At 69.3% G+C, this 19086-nt stretch carries 20 protein-coding genes; 10 read left to right on the plus strand and 10 right to left on the minus strand.

The genetic code is table 11. The features are described 5' to 3' along the window. Positions 1-32: 32 nt before the first annotated feature. Entirely contained in the window at positions 33-425 is a 393-nt protein-coding gene (locus tag ETX26_RS02790) for an MAPEG family protein (RefSeq protein WP_129523166.1), read from the minus strand. A 191-nt stretch (positions 426-616) separates the two neighbouring features. Here ETX26_RS02790 and rpmF point away from each other — a divergent pair, with 191 nt between their 5' ends. The 5 genes from rpmF to ETX26_RS02815 all read left to right on the plus strand — a co-directional run bounded on the left by rpmF (position 617) and on the right by ETX26_RS02815 (position 3604). Beyond that, entirely contained in the window at positions 617-796 is a 180-nt protein-coding gene (gene rpmF, locus ETX26_RS02795; RefSeq protein ID WP_119513791.1) for a 50S ribosomal protein L32, read from the plus strand. 22 nt (positions 797-818) lie between these two features. Next, a complete protein-coding gene (plsX, locus tag ETX26_RS02800; RefSeq protein WP_129523167.1) occupies positions 819-1877 on the plus strand; it encodes a phosphate acyltransferase PlsX in 1059 nt (352 codons plus the stop codon). Further along, on the plus strand, positions 1874-2839 hold the full coding sequence (locus ETX26_RS02805) for a beta-ketoacyl-ACP synthase III (protein WP_129523168.1): 966 nt from the start codon (positions 1874-1876) through the stop codon (positions 2837-2839). Before plsX ends, ETX26_RS02805 begins: the two co-directional genes overlap by 4 nt. Positions 2840-2924: 85 nt before the next feature. Then, the gene (locus tag ETX26_RS02810) at positions 2925-3224 is read left to right on the plus strand and encodes an integration host factor subunit alpha (protein WP_191984681.1); all 300 of its coding nucleotides are present in this window, start codon (positions 2925-2927) and stop codon (positions 3222-3224) included. Positions 3225-3232: 8 nt separating this feature from the next. Next, entirely contained in the window at positions 3233-3604 is a 372-nt protein-coding gene (locus ETX26_RS02815; protein WP_404825257.1) for a MerR family transcriptional regulator, read from the plus strand. 504 nt (positions 3605-4108) lie between these two features. Here ETX26_RS02815 and ETX26_RS02820 read toward each other — a convergent pair. The 4 genes from ETX26_RS02820 to ETX26_RS02835 all read right to left on the minus strand — a co-directional run bounded on the left by ETX26_RS02820 (position 4109) and on the right by ETX26_RS02835 (position 9857). Further along, the gene (locus tag ETX26_RS02820) at positions 4109-7528 is read right to left on the minus strand and encodes a chromosome segregation SMC family protein (RefSeq protein WP_129523170.1); all 3420 of its coding nucleotides are present in this window, start codon (positions 7526-7528) and stop codon (positions 4109-4111) included. Positions 7529-7561: 33 nt separating this feature from the next. After that, positions 7562-8314: a thioredoxin domain-containing protein gene (locus tag ETX26_RS02825; RefSeq protein WP_225425473.1), complete on the minus strand. Its 753-nt coding sequence runs from the start codon at positions 8312-8314 to the stop codon at positions 7562-7564. A gap of 320 nt (positions 8315-8634) precedes the next feature. Next, on the minus strand, positions 8635-9312 hold the full coding sequence (locus ETX26_RS02830) for a thioredoxin domain-containing protein (RefSeq protein WP_129523171.1): 678 nt from the start codon (positions 9310-9312) through the stop codon (positions 8635-8637). Beyond that, positions 9309-9857, minus strand: coding sequence for a DUF721 domain-containing protein (locus ETX26_RS02835; protein ID WP_129523172.1), 549 nt, complete (start codon positions 9855-9857; stop codon positions 9309-9311). The genes ETX26_RS02830 and ETX26_RS02835 overlap by 4 nt, the downstream gene beginning before the upstream one ends. 29 nt (positions 9858-9886) lie before the next feature. On the opposite strand from ETX26_RS02835, the gene ETX26_RS02840 reads away from it, so the two are divergent. Further along, the gene (locus ETX26_RS02840; protein WP_129523173.1) at positions 9887-10918 is read left to right on the plus strand and encodes an A/G-specific adenine glycosylase; all 1032 of its coding nucleotides are present in this window, start codon (positions 9887-9889) and stop codon (positions 10916-10918) included. A gap of 160 nt (positions 10919-11078) precedes the next feature. Here ETX26_RS02840 and ETX26_RS02845 read toward each other — a convergent pair whose 3' ends face one another. Then, on the minus strand, positions 11079-11300 hold the full coding sequence (locus tag ETX26_RS02845) for a hypothetical protein (RefSeq protein ID WP_119513783.1): 222 nt from the start codon (positions 11298-11300) through the stop codon (positions 11079-11081). 100 nt (positions 11301-11400) lie between these two features. On the opposite strand from ETX26_RS02845, the gene ETX26_RS02850 reads away from it, so the two are divergent. The 3 genes from ETX26_RS02850 to ETX26_RS02860 are packed head-to-tail and all read left to right on the plus strand — an operon-like array spanning position 11401 to position 14260. Further along, positions 11401-12717, plus strand: coding sequence for a serine hydrolase domain-containing protein (locus tag ETX26_RS02850; protein ID WP_225425474.1), 1317 nt, complete (start codon positions 11401-11403; stop codon positions 12715-12717). Continuing rightward, positions 12714-13589, plus strand: coding sequence for an NAD(+) diphosphatase (nudC, locus tag ETX26_RS02855; protein WP_129523174.1), 876 nt, complete (start codon positions 12714-12716; stop codon positions 13587-13589). The genes ETX26_RS02850 and nudC overlap by 4 nt, the downstream gene beginning before the upstream one ends. Then, the gene (locus ETX26_RS02860; protein WP_129523175.1) at positions 13586-14260 is read left to right on the plus strand and encodes a DsbA family oxidoreductase; all 675 of its coding nucleotides are present in this window, start codon (positions 13586-13588) and stop codon (positions 14258-14260) included. Before nudC ends, ETX26_RS02860 begins: the two co-directional genes overlap by 4 nt. Positions 14261-14437: 177 nt before the next feature. Here ETX26_RS02860 and ETX26_RS02865 read toward each other — a convergent pair whose 3' ends face one another. The 4 genes from ETX26_RS02865 to mgtE all read right to left on the minus strand — a co-directional run bounded on the left by ETX26_RS02865 (position 14438) and on the right by mgtE (position 18513). Beyond that, on the minus strand, positions 14438-14683 hold the full coding sequence (locus ETX26_RS02865; RefSeq protein WP_129523176.1) for a hypothetical protein: 246 nt from the start codon (positions 14681-14683) through the stop codon (positions 14438-14440). A 57-nt stretch (positions 14684-14740) separates the two neighbouring features. After that, positions 14741-16507 carry a methyl-accepting chemotaxis protein gene (locus ETX26_RS02870; protein ID WP_129523177.1) on the minus strand — a complete coding sequence of 589 codons (1767 nt, stop codon included), beginning with the start codon at positions 16505-16507 and terminating at the stop codon, positions 14741-14743. A 125-nt stretch (positions 16508-16632) separates the two neighbouring features. After that, entirely contained in the window at positions 16633-17028 is a 396-nt protein-coding gene (locus tag ETX26_RS02875; RefSeq protein ID WP_129523178.1) for a DUF1489 family protein, read from the minus strand. Positions 17029-17064: 36 nt separating this feature from the next. After that, positions 17065-18513, minus strand: coding sequence for a magnesium transporter (gene mgtE / locus ETX26_RS02880; RefSeq protein ID WP_129523179.1), 1449 nt, complete (start codon positions 18511-18513; stop codon positions 17065-17067). A gap of 105 nt (positions 18514-18618) precedes the next feature. Between mgtE and ETX26_RS02885 the strand changes: the two genes are divergently transcribed. After that, positions 18619-19083: a peptidylprolyl isomerase gene (locus tag ETX26_RS02885; protein WP_129523180.1), complete on the plus strand. Its 465-nt coding sequence runs from the start codon at positions 18619-18621 to the stop codon at positions 19081-19083. Positions 19084-19086 lie beyond the last annotated feature (3 nt).

A 19086-nucleotide genomic window follows, 5' to 3' on the forward strand; every position in this document is an offset into this window, starting at 1 on the left:
CGGCGGCGGGTCAGCCTTCGCCGGAAATTCCCTCAGATCAGCCGCAGCACCGCGCCTACCGCCACGCCCGCGAGGAAGAGCTGCGTGGCGAGCGTGACCAGCACACCGATCACGCGCCCGATCTGCGCCTTGCCGCCGTCCATCCCGAAGCCATGCGCCACCCGGCCGAGGATGAAGGCGCCGGCGACGTAGGCGAGCCAGGTCTCGCCGATTCCGGCGATTTCCAGTGCCGCGATCAGCACCAGCACGATCGGCACGTTCTCCGCGAAGTTGAGCTGCGCGCGCATTCGGCGCTGCAGCGCCTCGTTTCCGCCGTCGCCCACGCTGATCCCGAGTCCGCGGCGCAGCGTGCCGACTCTCACGAACAGCCAGAGGTTGACGATCGCAGCAGCCGCGGCCGCAGTCAGTGTGACGGCAAGTATCATGCAGGTTTCCCTTTCCCCGAGTACGCCATGTGCTAGGGACAGGTCGCACGGCTTGCAACGGCGGAAATTTGCGCTATAGGGCGCGCCTTCCCGCCATGGTCGGGTCCACTGCCAGGCGCGCACTTGTGCGTTGCCGGACCTTGGCCTAGAGCGGCGCGCAACACTCGGATTTTACTGGAACAGGTGCCGCAATGGCTGTCCCCAAGAGAAAAGTATCGCCCCATCGCCGCGGCAACCGCCGTGCGCACGATTCGCTGAAGGTCGAGGCATTCCACGAATGCTCGAACTGCGGCGAGCTGAAGCGTCCGCACAACCTCTGCACGCAGTGCGGGCACTACAACGGCCGCGAAGTCATCGCCGTCGGCCTCTGACGGCCGAAGTTCGGAGAGCGCTATGAGTTTGCCGCGTATCGCCGTCGACGCGATGGGCGGCGATGAAGGCGTGCGCGTGATGGTCGAAGGTGCTGCGCTTGCGCGCCGGCGCCACGACCAGTTCAAGTTCCTGCTTGTCGGTGACGAGAAGCGGATCGCTGCCGCGCTCGATACCCATCCGGGCATGCGCGGCGCCTCCGAGATCCTCCATTGCGAGGATGTCGTCGGCGGCGACGAGAAGCCGACCCAGGCTCTCCGCCGCGCCAAGACCACGTCGATGGGTCTCACGGTCAACGCCGTGAAGCAAGGCGAAGCCGGGGCCGCGGTCAGCGCAGGCAACACCGGCGCGCTGATGGCGATGAGCAAGCTCGCGCTGCGCACGCTGCCCGGCATCGATCGCCCTGCGCTAGCCGCGCTCATGCCGACCCTCGGCGACAACGACGTCATCATGCTCGACCTCGGCGCCAATACCGAGGCGGACGCCCGCAACCTCGTCCAGTTCGCGATCATGGGCGCGGCCTATTCGCGCATCGTCACCGGCCTCGCCGAACCGCGCGTGCGGCTGCTCAACATCGGCACCGAGGAGACCAAGGGCACCGACGCCCTGCGCGTCGCGGCGGCCCAGCTCCAGGCCGCGACCGGCCTCGCGCTGTCGTTCGACGGCTTCGTCGAAAGCGACAAGATCAACCGCGGCGAAGTCGACGTGGTCGTCACGGACGGCTTTTCCGGCAACATCGCGCTGAAGGCGATCGAAGGCGCGGCGCGCTTCGTTACCGACCTTCTGCGCAGCGCCTTTACCAGCTCGCTGCGTTCGAAGATCGGGTTTCTCGTGTCGCGCCCGGCGACCGAGCTGCTGCGCCACCATCTCGACCCGAACAACCACAACGGCGCAGTCTTTCTCGGGCTCAACGGCGTCGTGGTGAAGAGCCACGGCAGCGCCAGCGCGGCGGGCGTGGCCAACGCGGTCACCGTCGCGGCCCGGCTGCTGGAGGAAGACCTGACGCACCGGATCAGCGCCGACCTTGCCGAGCTGGGCGAAGCACGGCTGCGCGCCAGCAACGGCAACGGAGGAGCGAAATGATCCGCTCGGTCATCCGCGGCAGCGGCTCCGCGCTCCCGCGCACCGCGGTGAGCAACGCCGAGCTGGCCGAACGTGTCGATACCAGCGACGAGTGGATCGTCGAGCGCACCGGCATCCGCCAGCGCTATATCGCCGAGGACGACGAGACGACCTCGTCGCTCGCCGTCGAGGCATCGCGCAAGGCGCTGGAGGCCGCGGGGCTCGAGGCGAAGGACATCGACCTGATCGTGCTGGCGACCGCCACGCCCGACCAGACGTTCCCCGCCACCGCCACTCTCGTCCAGCACGCGCTGGGCTGCAACGGCGGCATCGCGTTCGACGTGGGCGCGGTGTGCTCCGGCTTCCTCTACGCCATGGCAAGCGCCGATTCGATGCTGCGCACCGGCATGGCGAAGCGCGCGCTGGTGATCGGCTCCGAAACCTTCAGCCGGATTCTCGACTGGGAGGACCGCACCACCTGCGTCCTCTTCGGTGACGGCGCGGGCGCGCTCGTGCTGGAGGCGCAGGACGTCGCCGAAGGCGGGCCGGGCGTGCTCGCCAGCAAGCTCCATGCCGACGGCGCGCATAACGAACTGCTCTATGTCGACGGCGGTCCGTCGACCACGCAGACGGTGGGCAAGCTGCGCATGAAGGGCCGCGAGGTCTTCCGCCACGCGGTGGTCAATCTCGCCGCCGTGCTGGAGGAGACGCTGGCCGAAGTCGGCCTCGGGCCCGACGACATCGACTGGGTCGTGCCGCACCAGGCCAATGCGCGCATTCTCGACGCGACCGCACGCAAGCTCGGGCTGCCGGTGGAAAAGGTGATCGTCACGGTCGATCGGCACGCGAACACGTCTGCCGCCTCGGTGCCGCTGGCGTTCGACGCCGGCGTGCGCGACGGACGGATCAAGCCCGGCGACCTGGTGATGTTCGAGGCGATGGGCGGCGGTTTCACCTGGGGCGCAAGCCTCGTGCGGCTGTGACCGGGCAGACGTTGCGGAGGATGCGGATAATCGTTAAGGTGCGGGACCTTATCCTGGGTCGGGTCGCGATTGAGGAGGAAGGCGCATGATGCGTTCTGTGGGCACCCTGACTCGCGCGGATCTTGCGGAGACGATCAATCGCAAGATGGGGCTGTCGCGGGCGGAGTCGCTCGATATGGTCGAGGCGATCCTCGCGCACATGTGCGGGGCCATGGCCGACGGCCAGAATGTGAAGATTTCGGGGTTCGGCAGCTTCGTGCTGCGCGACAAGAAGGAGCGCGTCGGCCGCAATCCCAAGACCGGCGTCGAAGTGCCGATCACGCCGCGGCGCGTGATCACCTTCCGCGCCAGCCAGCTCCTCAAGGACCGGATCGCGAGAGGCTGAGCCCGATGGTGACCGAATTCGACGATGGCAAGGAGCGGGGCGCCCTGAGAACCATCGGCGAGGTCAGCCAGGCGCTGGGCATCAAGCCGCATGTGCTGCGATACTGGGAGCAGCAGTTCCCCATGCTCCAGCCGCTCAAGCGCAGCGGCGGCCGCCGTTATTACCGCGCGGGCGACATCGCGCTGGTCGAACGCATCGACCGCTTGGTCAACCGCGAGGGCTACACTTTGAAAGGCGCCCTGGCGGCCCTCAAAGGAACCGAGGCGTCACCGAAGCCCGAATCTCCGCCGCAGAACGCCCGTACGTCCGACCTCCCCGCCGACGTCCTTCCGCGCCTCAAGGCTATCCGCGAAAAACTGGCGAGCGCGCTCTCGGTCTGAGGGGCCGCGCCCAATCCCTCGTCATCCCAGCGAAAGCTGGGATCGCTCTCCACCAGGTCGGACGGTGCTGCACCCGATCCCAACTTTCACTGGGATGACGACGATGGGTGGGGGCGCAATTTCACCGGCGGCTTTCGTTAAGCCGGCACTGCCTGACCCTGACGATCGGGCGACCGGCTGCCCTCTCCCTCGTCATCCCCGCGCAGGCGGGGATCCAGCTAACCCGCCCCCTCCTGGCCTGCCCCGTCAGCTAGGCCCCTGCCTTCGCAGGGGCGACGGCAAGGAGAGCGGGCGCGGAGAGAGACCTACTCCGCAAATCGTCCGCGATGATCTCACGGATGGCGCTGGCCGCTTGAGGGGCACCTATCACGCCCTTTCGTCGTCCCAGCGAAAGCTGGGATCGCTCTCCACCGGGTCGGACGGTGCTGTACCCGATCCCAGCTTTCGCTGGGATGACGGGAAATTGTGAGGGCGCAGCGAAGATGAGCGACCGGCGGCTCGAACCTACTCCGCCGCCAGCAGTTCTTCCGCGCCGCCGAGGTCGACGCTGACCAGGCGGCTGATGCCTTTCTCGATCATGGTCACGCCGAACAGGCGGTGCATGCGGCTCATGGTCACGGCGTTGTGGGTGACGATGAGGTAGCGGGTGGCGGTTTCCTTCACCATCGCGTCGAGCAGGTCGCAGAAGCGGTCGATGTTGGCATCGTCGAGCGGCGCGTCGACTTCGTCGAGCACGCAGATCGGGGCGGGGTTGGTCAGGAACAGCGCGAAGATCAGCGCGATCGCAGTCAGCGCCTGCTCGCCGCCGGAAAGCAGGGTCAGCGACTGCAGGCGCTTGCCCGGCGGCTGGGCGTAGATCTCGAGGCCCGCCTCCAGAGGATCGTCGCTGTCGACCAGCGCGAGATGCGCCTGCCCGCCCTCGAACAGGCGGGTGAACAGCCGGCGGAAATGGGTATCGACCTGCTCGAATGCCGCGCGCAGCCGCTCGCGGCCCTCGCGATTGAGATTGCCGATCGAGCCGCGCAAGCGGTTGACGGCCTCGGCCAACTCGGCCTGCTCGGCGGCGCTGCTGCCGTGTTCCTCCTCGATCTTCGCGAGTTCGTCGGCAGCGACGAGGTTGACCGGCCCGATCCGCTCGCGGCTGGCGACGAGGCGGTCCATTTCCTCGGACTCGTCGGCGGAATCCCCGACTGCGTCCTCGTCGAACTCGAACCGGCCGGCGAGCAGCGGTGGCGGGCACTGGAAGCGTTCACCCGATATGCGGGCCATCTCGCCGCGCCGGGCTTCCTCGTTCTCCGCGCGTGCGGCAAGACCGGCACGGGTCTCGCGTGCGGTGGCAAGCGCCTCGTTGGTTTCGGCGAAGGCGCGGTCGGCGGCGTCGGAGGCGCTCTGCGCCCCGGCGACCGCCGCCTCCGCTTCGGCCAGAGCCTTGCCGAGCCGCTCGCGCACCGCATCGCCCTGCTCGATCTCGCGCATCAGCCCTTCGGGCTTGGCCGCGACGACCGCGCGTTCCTCCGCAATCTCCTCGAACCGCCGCTCCATGCCTGAGAGACGCTGCGCCGCCTCGCCCGAACGGGCCTGCCAGTTGGCGATGTCGCTGCGCTGCGCCGCTGCCCGCTCGCGCGCCACGGCGAGCCCCTGGTCGTGCGCGGCGAGCTCCGCAGCCGCGGCCTGCTGCGCGGATTTCGCCGCTTCGTTCTTCGCTCGCGCGGCTTCGAGCGTGGCGCGGCCGGTTGCCGGATCGGGGAGGCCGGCCTTACGCTCCCTGGCCGTGTCCAGCTCCGCTTCGGCCTGAGAGCGTTGCTCGGCGAGTTCGTGCGCTGTCCGGTCGAGCTCGGCGAGGCGCGCCGCAAGCCGCTCGCGCGCCGCTTCGGCCTGGTCGAGCGCGCGCAGCGCCTGCCGCTCGGTGTCGCTGGCCGCGGCGATCCCGCGTTCGGCGGCGACGAGCGCGCGCTGGAGCCCCACCAGTTCCTCCTGCGCCGCGGCGTGCGCGGCTTCCGCGCTTTCGGCCGCTGAGCGCAGCGCGGGCAGGTCATTCTCGAGATCGGCAAAGCGGTTCTCCGCCTCCAGCCGCGCCGCTTCCGCCGCGCCTTCGCCGCGCGCAACGAAGCCGTCCCACCGCCGCAAATGACCGCCGGTCGTCACCAGCCATTCGCCGGGGCCGAGCGCGCGCCCGTCGTCGGCTTCCGCGACGTGCACCAGCGCGAGCCGTGCGGTGAGTTCGGGCGGGCAATCGGGTACATGCTGGGCGAGACTGTCCGGCACGGACGCCGGCGCTGCGCCGCCGGTCCAGAACCGCCCGTCGCCGTCGGCAGCGCCAAGCGGGGCCTTGGCATCGCGCCCGAGAACCGCCGCCAGCGCGCGTTCGTAGCCTTTCGCCGCGCGCACCTTGTCGAGTGCCGCGGGCCGGCCCTTGCGCCCGGCCATTTGCCGCTCGCGCGCCTCGCGGTCGCGCTTGAGCGCGCTCCATTCGCGCTCGACCCCGGCAAGCTCGGCGCGGGCGGAGGCGAGGGCGCTCGCCGCCTCGTCGCGCGCGGTCTGGAGCGTGTCCTTGCGGGCGCGCTCGCTCTCCAGATCCTCGCGCAGCCGCGCCAGCTCGCGCGCCGCTTCCTCGGCGGCGGCCTTGGCCTCGGCGACAGCGAGACCGGGATCGCCGGCCTCCGATAGCGCACGGCGAGTCTCTTCCTGCCGGCGCACCTCGGCATCGAGCCGGGCAAGCCGCGCCTCGGCCTGCTCGATCGCGGCTTCGGCGACGCGCCATTCGGCTTCGACCCCGGCGTGATCGGCGGTCGCCTTGGCCAGCGCCAGCTCGGCCGCGCGGCCGGCTCGGTCGCTGTTCTCCAGCCGCGAGACGAGGGCGGGGCGGTGCGCCTCGTCATCGGCCAGCGCCTTCTCGTTGGCCTCCAGCTCCCTCTCGAGCCGTGCGAGCGCCTCGGCGGCATCGCGCGTCAGCCGGTCGGCCTCGCTGCGGTCCTCCTCCAGCCGGGCCTTCTGGCGGTCGAGATCGGCAAGCCGCTGCTCGGCCGCTTCGAGCTGGCTGGTCAGCGCCGCCATCCGGTGGCCGTGCGCGCTGGCGTCATCGCGCCGGTCGGCAAGTTCGTCGCGCGCTTCGGCAAGCGCCTTGGCGGCCGCGTGCTGCGCCTTCTGCGCCGCATCCGCCGCTTCCTTGCACGCGGCGACCCGCTCCTCGGCCGCCTTGGCCTCGCCGCGCGCCGCCTTGGCCGCCGCCGCCGCATCGCGCCAGCGCGCGAACAGCAGCCGCGCCTCTGCGACGCGGATCTCGTCGGAGAGCCTGGTATAGCGCTCGGCCTGCTTGGCCTGCCGGCGGAGCGAGGCGATCTGCGAGTCGAGACCCGCCATGAGGTCTTCCAGCCGCGCGAGATTGGCTTCGGTCTGCCGCAGCTTGCTCTCGGCATCGCGCCGGCGAACGTGGAGCCCGGCGATGCCCGCCGCTTCCTCCAGCATCTGGCGCCGTTCGGTCGGCTTGGCGGCGATCACTTGCGCGATCTTGCCCTGGCTGACCAGCGCCGGGCTGTGCGCGCCGGTCGCGGCATCGGCGAAAGTGAGGGAGACGTCCTTCGCCCGCACGTCGCGCCCGTTGACGCGGTAGGCGCTGCCTGCGCCGCGCTCGATCCGGCGCAGGACTTCGAGTTCGCTCCCGTCGTCGGCCTCGGCCTGAAGCACGACTTCGGCGAAGTCACGCGGCGGCCGGCTGGCGGTGCCGGCGAAGATCACGTCCTCCATCCCGCCCGAGCGCATGGACTTGGGCGAATTCTCGCCCATGACCCAGCGGATTGCTTCGAGCAGGTTGGACTTGCCGCAGCCGTTGGGGCCGACCACCCCTGTCAGCCCGGGCTCGATGCTCAGGGTCGCGGGCTCGACGAAGCTCTTGAAACCACTGAGCTTGAGCCGCCTGATCTGCATCGCCGCTCGCCGAGCCCCCTCCCGCTCGGCGCCCTATCTGGCGCCGGCTGCCTGGAGCATCGGCTCCAGCGTCGACCAGCTCTGCGTGCCGACGTTGCGGCCGTTGATGAAGAAGGTCGGCGTGCCGGTCACGTTCAGTTCCTGCGACTGCGTTTCCGAATTGGTGGCGATCGTCTCCATCGCCGCGGGATCGGACAGGCACTGACGCGCCTGATCGCGGCTGAGCCCGCGCGCGGCGAAGAAGTCGTAGAAGCCCGCCACGTCGGCGAAGGCGGCGAAGCGCTGCTCGGGCGGCAGCGACATGGCCTGCTGCACCGCCTCCTGGTTCTCGAACACCGGCTGGAGCACGCTCTGGAGGTTGGCCCAGACCTGCTCGGACAGCGGGTGGTAGGCTTCCTTGGCGCCGCAGCGCACGAGGCGCGCCAGGACGAGATCGTGCGGCCCGTGGATCTGGTTGCGCAGCTCGTAGCTGACCACGCCGGTGCTGATGTACTTCTCCTTCAGCGGCTCGATGCCCTGCTGCGCGAAGGCGGCGCAGGCGGGGCAGGTGAGCGAGGCATATTCCATCAGCTTGATCGGGGCGTCCGGATTGCCGAGCAGGTAGCCGTCCGCTTCCGTGACCTGCACCATGTCGAGCCACTCGGTGCCCGAGGGCGCTTCGACCGGATCGACGGGATCGCCGGTCGGCGCTTCACCTTCCGCGGCGGGTTCCGAACCGCATGCGGCAAGGCCGAGCGCGAGCGGCGCGGCGAGGGTGGCAAGGGCGATCTGGCGAAGCGACATCATGGCAGGTCCTGTCCTTTGCGGAATTGGTCGAGGCTAGTCGAAGCCAGCCGGGTGGTGAAGCGCGGGAGGGGGCTTTCCACAGCTTGTCGCCCGAGAAAACCCCTGAAGAGCGTTCATGACGTGAGATCCGTGTGGTGGAGACGAAGCTCGTAACCTTGAAGGTCGTCACCCTGAACTCGTTTGTGCTTTGCACAGCTTCGCTTCCAGGGCCCATTCGTCCTCTCGCACTGCCGGCTCTGGAGGCGGAATGGGTGCTGAAACAAGTTCAGCATGACGGAAATGGCGAGGGCGGTGGAGCGGGGACTCCCGGTGCAGGCGTTCTAGAAGCGCGCGGCAAGCTGCGGCGAAAGCATCGACCAGTCGTGCGTACCCGCCAGCGTCACCCCGTCGAGGACGAAGCTCGGCGTGCCGTGCACGTGGTGCTTCTCGCTGGCCGCCTGGCTGCTGGCGATCAGTGCGCGGGCCTCGGCATCGCTCGCGAGGCAACGGTCGATCTCGGCCCGGCCATATCCGCGGCTCTCCATCAGGCGGTAGAAGCCGAGGTCGGACGCGATCGCGCGGCGCCGCGCCGCCTGACTGCCGTTCTCCCACCGCGCGCGCTGTGCCTCGGTGGCCTTCGCATAGCGGTCGAGCCATTTGCTCTGCTCGTTCATGAACAGCGTGTGGTTGCGCAGGAATTTGGAGGGCGCGCCGCAGCTCGTCAGCATCGTCGCGACGAGATCGGCCGAATTGCGGATCATCGGCTGAATCTGCAGCTCGACCCGGCCCGGACCGACATAGGCGAGCTGCAGCGGCGCTTCGCCCTCGGTGGTGAAATGCGCGCAGTGCGGGCAAGTGTAGCTGACGAAAACGATCAGCTCGACTTTCGCGTCGGGATTGCCGATGCGGTGCGCGCCGTCGGCCTCGACCACGGTGGTGTTCCAGTTGCCCGAATTGCCGAGCGTGAAGGCCGCCGCGATGGCGAGTGCCCCGGCTTTCGCGAAACGCGCGAGTGTCATTGCCCCTGTCCCTCCTTCGTTCCCAGGCTGCGCGCGAGCGATTCGAGCACGGTGCGCAGTTCCGGATCGCCGATATCGCGCAAGCTGTCGCCCAATTCCATCGGGATCGGCTTGAGCGACGGCGGCGCCTTGGCCCGCGTTTCAGCAGCGGGCGGCTTAACCTCGCCTTGCCGCAGCTTCACGCGCGCGACCGCCTTGTAGCCGAAGAAGCGGTTCACCCGGTCCATGATCTCGGGGATCACGTGCTGGATGAGCGGCGCGTGCGCGGGCACGACCACGAGCTGCAGGATGCCCTCGCTCTTCTCGCCTGGGGGGAAGCGGATCGCTTCGGGCGCGCAGACCCGCGCGTGGTGGTCGCCGACGATCTCGGGCCAGCGCGTGACCACGCTCGATTGCACGAACCCGAAGCGGCGGAAGGCCGTGCGGCCGATCTGCGGCATCAGGTCGGCGATCTGGCGCGCGGGGCCGCCGCGCGGGCGCTCGTACTCGCGGCCGGCGGGGCGCTTGGCGCTGCGCTTCGGTTTCGGCGGTGTGTCCCGTTCCATTGCCCGAGAGGCCATGCCATAGGCCGCGCGTGACCGCCAGCGGGGAGAATGTCGCGAGCCTGCTGCTCGCCTGGTATGACGCTCATGCGCGCGACCTGCCGTGGCGCGCGCGGCCACGCGATCCGGCGCCCGATCCGTACCGCGTCTGGCTGTCGGAAGTCATGCTGCAGCAGACCACGGTCGCGGCGGTGAAGCCCTATTTCGCCGCGTTCACGAGCCGCTGGCCGACTGTCGAGGCGCTCGCCGTGGCGCCCGAGGAGGAGGTCATGGCCGCCTGGGCGGGCCTCGGATACTATTCGCGGGCGCGCAATCTGGTGAAGTGCGCGCGGGCCGTCGCGGAGCGGGGTGGGTTTCCCGAGACCGAGGCCGAACTGCGCAAGCTGCCCGGACTGGGCGACTACACCGCCGCCGCGATCGCCGCGATCGCCTTCGGACGGCGCGCCGTGGTGGTCGATGCCAATGTCGAGCGCGTGGTGGCGCGGCTGTTCGCAATCGCCGAGCCGCTGCCCGGCGGGCGCAGGGCGGTCCGCGCTGCGGCCGATGCGATTACGCCTGAGGAGAGCGCCGGCGATTTCGCGCAGGCCATGATGGACCTCGGCGCCACGATCTGCACCGCGCGCGATCCGCGCTGCCTGCTGTGCCCGCTCTCCGCCCGATGCGAGGCGCGCAGAAGCGGCGAACCCGCGCGCTTTCCCGTCAAGACGCCGAAGAAGGCCAAGCCGCAGCGTGCCGGCACCGTTTGGTGGATCGTCCGCGAGGGACGCGTGTGGCTCGTCCGCCGACCGGGCCGCGGAATGCTCGGCGGCATGCGCGCGCTGCCCGACGACGGCTGGTCCGCGGGGAGCGACGGGAGCGGCGAGCCGCCGCTTGCGGGGGAGTGGCGCGAAGTGGGTGCGGTCCGCCACGGCTTCACGCACTTCGACCTCGATCTGCGGGTGATGGCGCTTGGTGGCGCCGGGGAGCCGCCGGGCGAGGGGGAGTGGTGGCCGGTCGGGGAACTGGAAAGCGCCGGCCTGCCGACCTTGTTCGCGAAGGCCGCGCGCAGGGCCATGGCCGACTGATCCTCCCTGTTTTCGCCGCAGGCGCAAACGGGGGGGACCGCGAGACGCGAAGCGGCTCGTGGTGGAGGGGTTTTGCGTGACAATGCCCCTCCGTCAGCCGCTTGCAGCGTCTGCCACCTCCCCATTTGCGCTGCGCGAAAATGGGGAGGATCGGGAGCGCTCAGATAAAGCCGCCGCCGAGCATCAGCCGGATCACCGCGATCGCGAACACGATCAGGCAGAAGTTCCGCCCGCCGTTCGACGACGACAGCGCGCCGAGCCCGATGCCGATCACCACCACGGGCAAGGCAAACCAGTTGCCCCAGCCGAGAAATGGGATGGTGGAAGGGATCACGATCACCAGCGCGACGATCCCGGCGAGGATGGAAAGCAGGTTGAGCATGTGTTCTATATGGGCAACACAGCGCGGCCGTGCAAGGGCAATTGACCGTTCATCGCCGATGCCCCAAACCCGCGACGCATTGCAAAAGAGGACCGTTCGCATGGGATCGAGGACGATGGAGGGAGCGGCCATGTCGCGCCGGGCGCTGCTGCGGGGCGGGGCGCTGCTCGGGGCAGGCGCGGCGCTGGGAACCCTGCCGCTGGGCCGCGCGGCGCTGGCGCAGGCGGGGCGCTGGCCGTCGGTCGCCGCGCTCGCCGAGCGCTACGTGAGAGGGCGCAAGGTCGCCAACATGGTCGCGGCGCTCGGCTGGGGGCAACGCGCGCCGGACGTGATCGCCCACGGCACCCTCGCCATCGGACAGGCCGTGCCCGCGGGGATCGACAGCCTCTACCGCATCTATTCGATGACCAAGCCGATCACCGGCATGGCGACCATGCTGCTGATCGAGGACGACAAGCTCGAGCTCGACCAGCCGCTCGCCGAGATCCTGCCCGCCTTCGCGGATATGCAGGTACAGAAGACCTACGACGGGTCGATCACCGATCTCGAGCCGGCCGAGAGGCCGATCACGATCCGCCACCTGCTCACGCATACCGCGGGGCTTGGCTACTCGATCATCCAGAAGGGGCCGATCCGGACCGCCTATGAACGCGCCGGGGTCATACCGGGGCAGGTGACGCGGCTGCCGCTGGGCGAGATGTTCGGCCGCGGCACGCCCGCGCCCAGCCTGAAGGCCTTCGCCGACAACCTCGCGAAGCTGCCGCTCGTCGCGCAGCCGGGGACGCGCTGGAGCTATTCGGTGTCGCTCGACCTGCTCGGCCGCGTGATCGAGGTCGTCTCCGGCCAGCCGTTCGATGCCTTCCTGAAGGAGCGGCTGTTCGATCCGCTCGGCATGACGAGCACCTGGTTTCAGGTGCCGGCAAGCGAGGTCGGGCGTCTGACGACGAACTACGGCCTGATGAACGGGCGGCCGCTGCCGCTCGATCCGGCGCGCGCCTCGGTCTATCTCGGTCCTCCGGCGTTCCCGTTCGGCGGCGCCGGGCTCGTCAGTAGCCCGCGCGATTACGACCGGTTCCTGCGAATGCTGGTGGGTTATGGCGAATTCGAAGGAAAGCGCGTGATGAGCGAGGCCGCGGTGCGCCTCGGAACCTCGAACCTCCTACCCGAGGGTGTGAACACCGCCGGCACGCTGGCGGCCGGAGCCGGCTTCGGCGCTGGCGGCCGTGTCGGACTGGGCGAGCAGGCGGGCATTTACGGCTGGGGCGGCGCGGCGGGCACGATCGCCTTTGCCGACCTGAAGCGCGGCCTGCGCGCCGGGCTCTTCACGCAATACATGCCGGCCGACGCCCTGCCGATCCAGAGCGAGTTCCCGCTGGCCGTCGCCGCCGACCTCGAGGCCATGGCCACGGCCGGATGACCGCACGACCGCTGGCCTTTACCGGATGCCGCATCGAGCGGGCGGATCACGTCCGCGCCGACCCGGAGGCGCTTGCGGGACACATGACCTGGCGCGCGCGGCTGCTCGCGCTCGAGGGGATGATGCCCGCGGTCGACGAGGAAGGGCGGCTCGCATGGCGCACGCTCGCCGATGCCGCGGAGGATGCGGAGCTCGTGTTCCTCGGCCTGCACGAAGGGCGCGGCTGCTTCGCTGCAGTTCCCGCGGAAGGCGATGCCTCGCCGCGCATGGCGAACCCGCAGCTCTGGTCGCTGATGGCCACGCTCGCGCCGGAGGATCTGGCGCTCTACGGCGGCGCGCGCAGCCTTGTCGACTGGCATGCCCGGCACCGCTTCTGCGCCACCTGCGGCGGGCGGACGAAGCTCGCCAAGGGGGGCTGGCAGCGGAACTGCGAAAGCTGCGGCGCGCAGCACTTCCCGCGCACCGACCCGGTCACGATCATGCTGGTGGAGCACGAGGGGCGGCTGATGCTCGGCCGCGGCCTCGGCTGGCCGGAAGGGCGCTTTTCCGCCCTCGCGGGGTTCGTCGAGCCGGGCGAGAGCATCGAGGAGGCGGTGGCGCGCGAAGTGTTCGAGGAATCAGGCGTGCGTGTGCGCGACGTGACTTATGTCGCCAGCCAGCCGTGGCCCTTCCCGAGCCAGCTCATGATCGGCTGCCACTCCCACGCGGACGACGACGAGCTTGCGATCGACACGACCGAAATGGCCGAAGTCCGCTGGTTCACGCGCGAGGACGTGGCGGCTGCACTGGCTGGCTCCCACGAAGCCTCGTTCACGGCGCCTCCGCCGCATGCGATCGCGCATCACCTAGTCCAGCGGTGGCTCGAGCAATGACGCGCCTGTCGATCGATATCTGGTCCGACGTCATGTGCCCCTGGTGCCTGATCGGCTGGGGCCAGCTCTCGCATGCCCTGGCCGAGCTCGAGGGAGAGATCGAGGCCGAGGTGCGCTGGCGCCCGTTCGAACTCAATCCCGACATGCCGCCCGAAGGCGAGGACCAGCAGGCGCACCTCCGCCGAAAGTACGGGCGCAGCGAAGCCGAGATGCGCGACACGCGCGAGCGGATGCGCGCGATTGCGCGCGAGGCGGGCGTCTCGCTCGACTACGCGGGCGAGGGCGAAGCGCCGCCGGCGATGATGTGGAACACGTTCGAGGCGCACAAGCTGCTCGCCTGGGCGCTCGACAGCGAAGGACCGGCGAAGCAGGTTCAGCTCAAGCTCGCGCTGTTCCGCGCCCATTTCAACGAACGGCGGCGGATCGGCGAGCGGCCGGTGCTGCTCGATATCGCGGAGGAATGCGGCCTGGACCGCATCTCGGCCGCCGCCGCGCTCGACGACGAGGCACTCGCCGCGAGGGTTCGCGCCGAGGAGCGGCAGGCGCTGGACATGAACATCACCGGCGTGCCGGCGATGGTGGTTGAGGGACGTTTCCTGATCCCCGGAGCGCAGCAGCCGGAAACCTACGTGACGGCGCTCAGGCGGGTCGCGGAGAGGTCGCCGAGCTGACCGTGCCCTTGAGCACTCGGAAATAGCGGATTCCAGCGCTACCGGCCCAAAAAGAGGAAACACCATCTGTCATTCCCGCGAATGCGGGAATCCATTGACGTACGCCGCACCTGGATCCCCGCTTTCGCGGGGATGACAAAGCGGTTGGGTGATCATCGACAAGCAATGTCGACAGGCCTAGCCCTGCTGCCCTTTCTTGATCGCGTCCATCGTCTTGGCACCCTTGGCCTCGTCCTGCTCCGGATTGTCGGAGCCGACCGCGCGCTCCCGATCCTCGGGAGCGGTCGCGCGATCGAGTTCGGCGCGTTTGCCGACGTTACGGTTGACTTCGCCCCCCGATGAGCTCGACTGCGGCGGAGTCGGCTCCTCGGTCAGCTCGTCGATCAGGTCGTTGTCGGGGTGGCGCGATTGGCGTTCTGTCATCGAAGTTCTCCTCGCCCGACCAACGGAGGAGACCGCGACCGCGTTCCGCAAACCGTCCTACGTCTGCCGCACGTAGGCGAGGAAGTCCTCCACCTGCCCGCGCAGGCTTTCCGCCTGCCGGTGCAGTTCGTCCGCCGAGCTCAGGACCTGCTCGGCCGATTGGTCGGTGGTCCGGACCATGCCGCGCACCCGGTCGATGCTGACGCGCACGCGGTTCGTGCCGTTCGCCGCGAGATCGAGGCTTTGCGCCAGCTCGCGGCTGGCGACGCCCTGCTCGTCGACCGCTTCCGCGATCGTCCGTGCGTTGTTTTCGACGTTGCGCACGTGCTCGCCGATTCCGCGCAGGGCGAGGATGTTGGTGTGGCTGGCGCGCTGGACGGCCGCGATCTGACCCTCGATCTCCTCGGTCGATTCGCGCGTCCGTTTGGCGAGTTCCTTGATCTCGTTGGCGACGACCGCGAACCCGGCGCCAACCGGCCCCGCACGGCTCGCCTCGATCGTGGCGTTGAGCGCGAGGATGTTGGTCTGCTCGGCGATGGCGTCGATCAGGCTCACGATCTCGCCGATCTGCGTCGCTGCCCCGGCCAATTCGCCCGTGGTCGCGTCGATCGCCTCGACCGAGGCAAGCGAGTGGCGCGCGCGTTCGGCGGAGCTCGCGGCCTGATCGCCGATCTCGCGGACCGAGGATGCGAACTGGTCGCCGGTTGCCGCAGCCATGGCGACGCCGCGGTTGGTCTCGTCCATGGAGCCGGCGACCTGGTCCACGTGCGCCGCTGCCTGTTCGGCCGACTGCGCCATTTCGCCCGCGGTCGTCTGGAGCTGCTTGGACGCGGCGCCGATCCCGCCGACGACTTCACCGACGGTCTGTTCGAAGCGCGTCGCAAGGTCGCGCAGCAGGGCCGCCTGGCGGTCGCGGGCGGCGAGCTTCTCTTCCGAGCGCCGCGCCGCATCCTCCTGCAGCTTGGCCAGTTCGCGGGCGCTCTGCCGGAACACCGTGAGCGCGCGCGCCATCTCGCCGATCTCGTCGCTCCGCGCGGTGCCGGGGATGGTGACCGACTGGTCGCCGGCCGCAAGCGCGGTCATCGAAGCGGTGATCTCGCGGATCGCCGCCGCGACCTGCCGCACCATGAACCCCGCGCCGATCAGTGCGAGCACGACGCAGCCGGCGATCAGGCCCACGATCACGGCCGAGAGGGTGCGGTTGAGGTCGGCCAGCTCGGCGCGGGCATCCCGCGTGCGGGCGGCGAGCGTCGATTCGACTTCGCGCGCCTGCCCGGCCAGCAGTTCGCCGCTCACATCGATTGCATCGGCGAGCGCGACCGCGCTGGGCGACGGGCCGTAAGCGTCGATCGAGCCTTCGAGCGCGTCGAGCTCGGCCTCGAAGCCGTCGACCTGCACGTCGAGCCAGGCGATTGCCTCCATGCTTTCGGGATCGATATCGGCCGCCCCGTCGCGTGTTTCGCCGAGGCGGTGGCGCGCGCTGGCGAGCGTTTCGCGCGCACGGGCGATCTCGCTCGGATCGCCGGTCACGGCGTAGCGCGACGAGTAGTAGCGGCTTTCCGCGATCGCGGTGGTCAGCTCCGATGCCGCCAGCGATCCGCCGGCGAAGACGGAAGCCTCGTCGTTGCGGACCGTTAGCTGGTAGAAGGCAGCGCCGAGCACTACGCCGAGCGCCAGCAGCAGGGCGACGAAGAACAGAGCGAACAGGCGGATGCGCCCTGCGATCGTGCCGGTGGTGCGGGTCCACAATGCGCGCGGGCCGTCAAAGACGGGCAGGCGCCCGCGGCCTGCGTCCGCAGTCCAGCGACCGGTGGTTTCGAGCAAGCTGACGTTCCCCCTGTGCGACCAGCCGATGCGGCTGGAGCGGGGCGGATGGACGGCGATCTTTTCCGCAGTGTGACGCCGGCGTTAACTAATCGATCAGACCAGCTCGCCCCGGATCAGCTCGGTCAGACCAGCCCGAGCCGGATCAGCCGGTTCATCATCTTGCCTGGCAGCACGTCGCCCGCATCCTCGCCTTCGGGCAGGTCGCGCGGCGCGTCGGCATCCGCGAGATAGCGCCAGCCCTGATGTGCCCGCTTGGGGCGCGGCTCGACCCGGATCAGCTTCGGCGCGAGGCGGATCGTCCAGCGCCCGTCGTCGTCGCGTTTCTCGAAGCCGAGGATCTCGCAGCGCGCGACGAGCGCGTGGTCCATGATCCAGAAGAGCGAGCCGCCGACCATCTCCTCGTGCCGCTTGGGCAGATAGCGGGTGGTCATGTGCGCCTCGGGCCCGCGCTCGACCCATTCGCGCAAGCTGTCGAGGCTCTTCGAGCGATAGGCGATCTTGGTCATGTGGAGCGGCATGGCAATGGAGATAGGCGCGATCGCCGCTCGCGCAACTCAGCCGACCAGCCCGCTCGACACCGCAAGGCCGAGGAAGGCGAAGAAGCCCATCGAGTCGGTGATCATGGTGACGAAGACGGAGCTCGCCACCGCCGGGTCCTGCTTCAGCCGGTCGAAGATGACCGGCACGAGTACGCCGGCGAGCCCGGCGACGACGATATTGATCACCATCGCCGCTGCGATCACCGCGCCGAGCGTGGGCGTGAAGATGATCCCGGTCGCGATCCCGATCAGCACCGCGATCGTGACCCCGTTGAGCAGGGCGACGCGCATCTCGCGCCACAGGATGCGGCCCGTGTTGGCCTGGGTGAGCTGGTTCATCGCGATCGCGCGGACTGTCACCGCCATCGTCTGCGTGCCCGCATTGCCGCCGATGCTGGCGACGATCGGCATGAGCACGGCCAGCGCGACGAGCTGCTCGATCGCGGCGCCGAACATGGCGATGATCAGGCTCGCCACCAGCGCGGTGCCGAGATTGGCGATCAGCCAGCGCACGCGCGCGGTATAGGCGTCGCGGATCGGCTCGTTGATGTCGCCGTCGCCCGCGCCCGAGAGCAGCAGCACGTCCTCGCCTGCTTCTTCCGAGATGATGTGGACGATGTCGTCGACCGTCATCTGGCCCACCAGCCGCCCGTTCTCGTCGACCACCGCGGCCGAGATCAGGGCGTATTTCTGGAACATCAGCGCGACCTCTTCCTGGTCCATCGTGACCGGGATCAGCGTCTGGTCGCGCTTCATCACGTCGGTCAGCGCCACGCTGCGCGGGGTGCGCAGAATCCAGCTCAGCGCGCAGGTGCCGACCGGATGGTGCGCGTGGTCGACCACGTAGACTTCCCAGAAATCGTTCGTCAGGTCGCCTTCGTCGCGCAGGAAGTCGATCAGGTCGCCGACGGTCATGTGCTCGGGTACCGCCACGAAATCGCGGCTCATCAGGCGCCCGGCCGTTTCCTCGGGATAGGAAAGCGCGCTTTCGATCGCTGCGCGATCCTCCGCATCCATCGCGGCGAGGACGGCGCGCTGTTCCGCCGGCCCGAGATCTTCGATCAACTGGACCGCGTCGTCGGTCTCGAGCTGTTCGGCGATCGCGGCGACCGCGCCCGCGGGCAGCGCCTCCATCATGTCGTCGCGGACGTAATCGTTGAGCTCGGCGATGACTTCGGAGCTCATCAGGTCGGTGATCGCGGCGGCGAGCTCGCGCCGTTCATCCCGCTCGAGCAGCTCGAGGAGGTCGGCGATGTCGGCGGGGTGCAGCGGCTCGACGAGATCGTAGACGGCGCCCTTGTCGCCGTCCTCCAGCGCCTCGCGCACGGCGCGGACGTAATCGGGTTTCAGCCGGTTTTCCTCGTCGTGGCGCTCGTCGTCGACGCGGTCGTCGGGGCGCGCGCCGTCCTCCGCCAGCGGCGGATCGACCGGCCTGATCTCGTCCTCGCGCGTCTCGTCCGCCATGCGCTCGCTCTACGGCCCGAGCGCGCAAAAGCAAGCGCGCGCCGGGGTGACTTTGCGTCGCGAGTGCCTATACCGGCGCGAACACGAATTAGGAGACACGATTCCATGGCCGACCAGACGCTCACCCTCACACTCGATACCGGCAATGGAGAGGGTGGCGACGTCGTGATCAAGCTGCGGCCCGATCTCGCGCCCGGCCATGTCGAGCGGATCACCGAGCTTGCGCAGGAAGGATTCTACGACGGCGTCGTGTTCCACCGCGTGATCCCCGGCTTCATGGCGCAGGGCGGCGATCCGACGGGCACCGGCATGGGCGGCAGCGACAAGCCCGACCTGAAGGCGGAGTTCAATGCCGAGCCGCACGTGCGCGGCACCTGCTCGATGGCGCGCACCCAGGTGCCCGACAGCGCCAACAGCCAGTTCTTCATCTGCTTCGACGACGCGCGCTTCCTCGACAACCAGTACACCGTCTGGGGCCAGGTCGAGAGCGGCATGGAGCACATCGACGCGCTGCCCAAGGGCGAGCCGCCGCGCGAGCCGGGCAAGATCGTCAAGGCGACCGTCGCCTGACTG

This window comes from Pelagerythrobacter rhizovicinus (assembly GCF_004135625.1).
In the GTDB taxonomy this organism is placed as follows: Bacteria; Pseudomonadota; Alphaproteobacteria; order Sphingomonadales; family Sphingomonadaceae; genus Pelagerythrobacter; species Pelagerythrobacter rhizovicinus.